The organism is Bacteroides faecalis (assembly GCF_003865075.1).
In the GTDB taxonomy this organism is placed as follows: Bacteria; Bacteroidota; Bacteroidia; order Bacteroidales; family Bacteroidaceae; genus Bacteroides; species Bacteroides faecalis.
This window is the reverse complement of sequence record NZ_BHWB01000046.1, coordinates 1-7,121: the sequence shown is the minus strand read 5'-3', so window position 1 is coordinate 7,121 and position 7,121 is coordinate 1. Positions and strand designations below refer to the sequence as shown.

The window sequence follows — 7,121 nt, the reverse complement described above, 5'->3', positions numbered from 1 at the left end:
TCTTATTATCACCTTTCTTCATCATCATTATATTTTACTTTTATTTTGAATCATTTATAATAATCAATGATAATGCAAACAGTCAAAATAATCTTCTAATCTCTCTTTCTATGTTCATAAGGCGTTTTCTATTGTTTTTTCGTTCAAGCACGAGTGGTAAAAGTGCTAAATATTAGAAAATAATGTTTTTAGTGTTGAACATATTCATAATATTGGATGAGATCTCCTATACATTGTATCTTTGTCATATATATATTGATTGTTTCAAACGCTGAAACTAATAGTTTCCCTTAGAGAAACTGTTTATCCTTTATAGAAAAGTATGGATCCTTCTTACTAAAAGTAAATATATTTTAATGATTTATTTGATTTTACTGATTTCAGTAATGTGACGGCAAGTTTTTTCGTCACACTTCCATCACATATTGCAATCACACTATTAATTGCAGATATTCAGTATTCTATATATTCATACGTGGCGGGTGATGAATATATAAATTTTAATTCTATATGTGTACTGAAGCTGAATTCACGTTTCACCTTATTTTATACCTGATGCTTTTTATAAATGCATCCGTTTTCTCACTCCTTGTAATGTGGTTTCTATTCTAGTTCTTAGTTCTCTTCTCCCTTTTTTGGATAATTCGTTTTTCGTTCATTCAATTTTATCCCCTCAACTCTCTCTCTCTCTCGAATCTCTCTCGCTTTAAATATAATAATGAGTCCCCCTATTCCCCTCCTTCCTTCCCCTCTCCAAATTATGTTATACAACATCCCTCTCCCTCAGCCATTTATCCCCAATCTTAAAAAAACTTGCATAAAAAGTACTCTAAAATTAGGATCATATCTTAAAATCCCCTACTTTTGCACCCGCTTTCCAAGAGAAGAAAGCCTTAGTTACTTGACAAACTGCAAAAGCGTAAATCAGGTTAAGACAAAGAACAAAAAAACTTCCAAAAAGTTTTGGAAGCAATAGCATAAAGTTCTTATCTTTGCACTCCGATTCGCAAAGAAACCGGTTTATCCCCAGTTCCTTCATCTTGTCCCTTCTTTCCCTTTCGATAAGAGAGCCTTAGAAAGAGCCAAGAGAAAAGCTGAAAAAAAACTTTTCCAAACATTTGGTAGTTTCAAATAAACCCCTTACCTTTGCACCCGCTTTTGAAACCAAAGCAATTAAGTTCTTTGACATATTGATAAACAATACAAGTAGTACAAGAAAAAAAATAGAACCGTCAATACCTTTTAAATAGGTATTAGATTGAAGTCAATAAAACGTACGGCATCCGGCAGAGATCACAGATATCCTTTTTGGATATTCAAAAATACTTTTACAATGAAGAGTTTGATCCTGGCTCAGGATGAACGCTAGCTACAGGCTTAACACATGCAAGTCGAGGGGCAGCATATTTCTAGCAATAGAAACGATGGCGACCGGCGCACGGGTGAGTAACACGTATCCAACCTACCTTTTACTCGGAGATAGCCTTTCGAAAGAAAGATTAATATCCGATAGTATAAAAAAATCCCATGATTTTGTTATTAAAGAATTTCGGTAAAAGATGGGGATGCGTTCCATTAGATTGTAGGCGGGGTAACGGCCCACCTAGTCATCGATGGATAGGGGTTCTGAGAGGAAGGTCCCCCACATTGGAACTGAGACACGGTCCAAACTCCTACGGGAGGCAGCAGTGAGGAATATTGGTCAATGGGCGTAAGCCTGAACCAGCCAAGTAGCGTGAAGGATGACTGCCCTATGGGTTGTAAACTTCTTTTATATGGGAATAAAATGCTCCACGTGTGGAATATTGCATGTACCATATGAATAAGGATCGGCTAACTCCGTGCCAGCAGCCGCGGTAATACGGAGGATCCGAGCGTTATCCGGATTTATTGGGTTTAAAGGGAGCGTAGGTGGACAGTTAAGTCAGTTGTGAAAGTTTGCGGCTCAACCGTAAAATTGCAGTTGATACTGGCAGTCTTGAGTACAGTAGAGGTGGGCGGAATTCGTGGTGTAGCGGTGAAATGCTTAGATATCACGAAGAACTCCGATTGCGAAGGCAGCTCACTAGACTGGTCACTGACACTGAGGCTCGAAAGTGTGGGTATCAAACAGGATTAGATACCCTGGTAGTCCACACAGTAAACGATGAATACTCGCTGTTTGCAATATACCGCAAGCGGCCAAGCGAAAGCATTAAGTATTCCACCTGGGGAGTACGCCGGCAACGGTGAAACTCAAAGGAATTGACGGGGGCCCGCACAAGCGGAGGAACATGTGGTTTAATTCGATGATACGCGAGGAACCTTACCCGGGCTTAAATTGCAACTGAATATAGTGGAAACACTATAGCCGCAAGGCAGTTGTGAAGGTGCTGCATGGTTGTCGTCAGCTCGTGCCGTGAGGTGTCGGCTTAAGTGCCATAACGAGCGCAACCCTTATCTTTAGTTACTAACAGTTGACGCTGAGGACTCTAGAGAGACTGCCGTCGTAAGATGTGAGGAAGGTGGGGATGACGTCAAATCAGCACGGCCCTTACGTCCGGGGCTACACACGTGTTACAATGGGAGGTACAGAAGGCCGCTACCTGGTGACAGGATGCCAATCCCCAAAACCTCTCTCAGTTCGGATCGAAGTCTGCAACCCGACTTCGTGAAGCTGGATTCGCTAGTAATCGCGCATCAGCCATGGCGCGGTGAATACGTTCCCGGGCCTTGTACACACCGCCCGTCAAGCCATGAAAGCCGGGGGTACCTGAAGTACGTAACCGCAAGGAGCGTCCTAGGGTAAAACTGGTAATTGGGGCTAAGTCGTAACAAGGTAGCCGTACCGGAAGGTGCGGCTGGAACACCTCCTTTCTGGAGCGATGTCGTTACCGTTGCATGGCCGTAGATAGCTTCTCACTCCTATTCTATAAATAGAAATGATTATCATTCTACCTCAACCATCCAACATATAGACTATCAAGGTTCTATTTAATGTACTACTAGTACTTGTTTATTTATAACATATAGATCAAATCTATAGAAGTATAGATAGAGATAAACAAGAGAAAACAGAAGCCGAGTCTAACGATGGTAGACAAGGTTGAATTATCGAGCAAGAGATAGCATAAGCGATGCTTGCATCGATTATGCCGAAAGCAGCCGATAATGCGTAGAACACAGTCCTATAGCTCAGTTGGTTAGAGCGCTACACTGATAATGTAGAGGTCGGCAGTTCAACTCTGCCTGGGACTACTTCGAAGAAGCAAAAAGGAACACGAATGGTATGAATAAAAACAATACCTCCCTCCTTATTCTTCATAATCTTCGGGGGATTAGCTCAGCTGGCTAGAGCATCTGCCTTGCACGCAGAGGGTCAACGGTTCGAATCCGTTATTCTCCACCATCTCGCAAGAGAAACGATCTTTGACATGATGAAACAAAAAGTAAAATTTAGTAAAGAGCTAAAAGTATATATCAAGCCGCACACTCTTCATTGGATCAATTGGTATCTTCGTAGCAATACAACGATTCCCATGCCAACCATGAAGAAGTCAGTTTGAAAGAAAGTAAGCAAGGGCGCATGGCGGATGCCTTGGCTCTCGGAGGCGATGAAGGACGTGATAAGCTGCGATAAGCTCTGGGTAGGTGCAAATAACCCTTGATCCAGAGATTTCCGAATGGGACAACCCGTCATTCTGAAGGAATGACATCCATCCTCGATGGAAGCTAACGCAGGGAACTGAAACATCTTAGTACCTGCAGGAAAAGAAAATAATAATGATTCCCCTAGTAGTGGCGAGCGAACGGGGACTAGCCCAAACCATAGTTGTTACGGCAATTATGGGGTTGTAGGACCACGATGTCGCATGACATCTGGTGAGAAGAACGATCTGGAAAGTTCGGCCATAGACGGTGATAGCCCGGTATTCTAAACCAGACGAAGCGTAGTGGTATCCTGAGTAGCGCGGGACACGAGAAATCTTGCGTGAATCCACCGGGACCATCCGGTAAGGCTAAATACTCCCGAGAGACCGATAGCGAACCAGTACTGTGAAGGAAAGGTGAAAAGCACTTCGAATAGAAGAGTGAAATAGTCCCTGAAACCATGCGCCTACAAGCGGTCGGAGCTGTTAAAACAGTGACGGCGTGCCTTTTGCATAATGAACCTACGAGTTACTTTTTCCGGCAAGGTTAAGTGTCTAGAGACATGCAGCCGAAGCGAAAGCGAGTCTTAATAGGGCGTCCAGTCGGAAGGAGTAGACGCGAAACCAAGTGATCTACCCTTGGGCAGGTTGAAGGTTAGGTAACACTAACTGGAGGACCGAACCGATAAGCGTTGAAAAGCTTCCGGATGACCTGAGGGTGGGGGTGAAAGGCTAATCAAACTTGGAGATAGCTCGTACTCCCCGAAATGCATTTAGGTGCAGCCTTGTGAGTTACTAATGTGAGGTAGAGCGACTGATAAGATGCGAGGGCTTCACCGCCTATCAAGTCTTGACAAACTCCGAATGCGCATTAGTCCAATCACAGGAGTGAGGGCATGGGTGCTAAGGTCCATGTCCCAAAGGAGAAGAATCCAGACCATCAGCTAAGGTCCCCAAATAAACACTAAGTTGAACTAACGAAGTCAGATTGCTAAGACAGCTAGGATGTTGGCTTGGAAGCAGCCATTCATTTAAAGAGTGCGTAACAGCTCACTAGTCGAGGAGTTTGGCGTGGATAATAATCGGGCATTAAGTGTTTTACCGAAGCTATGGGATCAGCAATGATCGGTAGGGGAGCATTCCACTCCGCGTCGAAGGCGTAGCGTCAGCTATACTGGAGCGTGTGGAAAAGCAAATGTAGGTATAAGTAACGATAAAGGGGGTGAGAAACCCCCTCGCCGCAAGACTAAGGTTTCCTGATCAACGCTAATCGGATCAGGGTTAGTCGGGTCCTAAGGCTCAGCCGAACGGCGAAGCCGATGGCAGAACAGGTTAATATTCCTGTACTACCTTAAAGAGTGATTGTGGAGACGGAGCAGTGACAATACCGCGGACTGACGGAATAGTCCGTTAAAGGGTGTAGATGCTGATCATCCCAGGCAAATCCAGGATGAGAGTCGAACCTGATAGTATACCGAATTCTTCGGAATGAAGTAATAGCGTATGTAATCAAACTCCCAAGAAAATCCGCTAAACTTAATCTTTGAGGTACCCGTACCGTAAACGGACACACGTAGTCGGGTTGAATATACTAAGGCGCTTGAGTGAATCACGGTTAAGGAACTAGGCAAATTAACCCTGTAACTTCGGGATAAAGGGTCCCAGCTTTTCGGCTGGGCGCAGAGAATAGGTCCAGGCAACTGTTTAACAAAAACACAGGGCTGTGCAAAATCGAAAGATTCGGTATACAGCCTGACACCTGCCCGGTGCTGGAAGGTTAAGAGGAGATGTCATCGCAAGAGAAGCATTGAATTGAAGCCCCAGTAAACGGCGGCCGTAACTATAACGGTCCTAAGGTAGCGAAATTCCTTGTCGGGTAAGTTCCGACCTGCACGAATGGTGTAATGATCTGGACACTGTCTCAACCGTGAGCTCAGTGAAATTGTAGTATCGGTGAAGATGCCGATTACCCGCGATGGGACGAAAAGACCCCGTGAACCTTTACTATAGCTTAACATTGAATTTGGGTAATTAATGTGTAGGATAGGCCGGAGACTTTGAAGTTCAGACGCCAGTTTGAATGGAGTCGCTGTTGAAATACGGCCCTTTGATTATTTGAGTTCTAACTCGTAATTTCGAGGACACTGTTTGGTGGGTAGTTTGACTGGGGTGGTCGCCTCCAAAACAGTAACGGAGGCTTCTAAAGGTGCCCTCAGGACGATTGGTAACCGTCCGTAGAGTGTAATGGCATAAGGGCGCTTGACTGGGAGACTCACAAGTCGATCAGGTAGGAAACTAGAGCATAGTGATCCGGTGTTTCCGTATGGAAGGGACATCGCTCAAAGGATAAAAGGTACTCCGGGGATAACAGGCTGATCCCTCCCAAGAGCTCATATCGACGGAGGGGTTTGGCACCTCGATGTCGGCTCGTCACATCCTGGGGCTGGAGAAGGTCCCAAGGGTTGGGCTGTTCGCCCATTAAAGTGGCACGCGAGCTGGGTTCAGAACGTCGTGAGACAGTTCGGTCTCTATCTATCGTGGGCGTATGAAATTTGCGTGGCTCTGACACTAGTACGAGAGGACCGTGTTGGACTGACCTCTGGTTTACCAGTTGTGCCGCCAGGTGCATTGCTGGGTATCTAAGTCGGGATTGGATAAGTGCTGAAAGCATCTAAGTACGAAGCCAGCCACAAGATTAGATTTCTTAGGGTCGTTAAAGACGATGACGTTGATAGGATGCAGGTGTACAGGTGGTAACATCTTAGCCGAGCATTACTAATTGCCCGTCTACTTTCTTTCTGGTTTTGTTTGTTATATACGTTTAGCGTATTATGATTATTAATATAATAAATACTATTGATAATAATGATTACTGTAATTTTACTTTTCATCATGTCATAACCTTTTTCAGGTGGTTATAGCACGAGGGTTCCACCTCTTCCCATTCCGAACAGAGAAGTTAAGCCTCGTCACGCCGATGGTACTGCGTAACAGTGGGAGAGTAGGTAACTGCCGTTTTTGAAGAAGCCCCTTCAGTCGATTGACCGGAGGGGCTTTCTGTTTTTTATCCGCTCTGATTAAGAGAGTGCTTATTGTACAATTCTTGTGATACCTATTAAAAAGTGAAGATTTACTGATAATTTGTATGTTATGAGGATATTTATTTGTATCTTTGTCGCCCGAATTGTAATCCAACGATTTAAAAAAGAGAGAAGCTTTGGGAAAGTTTGATAAATACAAAATTGATTTGAAAGGCATGCAAGCAGACTCTGCTAAGTATGAGTTTGTATTGGATAATCTTTATTTCGCTCACATTGATGGTCCTGAAGTTCAGAAAGGAAAAGTCAATGTTACATTAACTGTAAAGAGAACCTCTCGTGCTTTCGAATTGAGTTTCCAAACAGATGGAATTGTATGGGTACCATGTGACCGGTGTCTGGATGAAATGGAACTGCCAATCAGTTCTTCTGATAAACTGATGGTGAAGTTTGG

The 7,121-nt window shown here is 44.0% G+C and carries 2 protein-coding genes, 2 tRNA genes and 3 rRNA genes; all 7 read left to right on the top strand.

The window, feature by feature from the left end:
• Positions 1-1,330: 1,330 nt before the first annotated feature.
• Positions 1,331-2,856, top strand: a 16S ribosomal RNA gene (locus EJF25_RS24440).
• A gap of 307 nt (positions 2,857-3,163) precedes the next feature.
• Positions 3,164-3,237: transfer RNA gene (locus EJF25_RS24435), tRNA-Ile, on the top strand.
• Between the two features lie 74 nt (positions 3,238-3,311).
• Positions 3,312-3,388, top strand: a tRNA-Ala gene (locus tag EJF25_RS24430).
• 25 nt (positions 3,389-3,413) lie between these two features.
• Entirely contained in the window at positions 3,414-3,545 is a 132-nt protein-coding gene (locus tag EJF25_RS26275) for a hypothetical protein (RefSeq protein ID WP_262707190.1), read from the top strand.
• Positions 3,546-6,428, top strand: a 23S ribosomal RNA gene (locus tag EJF25_RS24425).
• A gap of 108 nt (positions 6,429-6,536) precedes the next feature.
• Positions 6,537-6,647, top strand: a 5S ribosomal RNA gene (gene rrf / locus EJF25_RS24420).
• The 16S, 23S and 5S rRNA genes sit together here with 2 tRNA genes alongside, the layout of an rRNA operon.
• Positions 6,648-6,846: 199 nt before the next feature.
• Positions 6,847-7,121, top strand: a 275-nt coding sequence (locus EJF25_RS24415) for a DUF177 domain-containing protein (RefSeq protein ID WP_148098115.1), incomplete at its 3' end; no start/stop codon positions are given.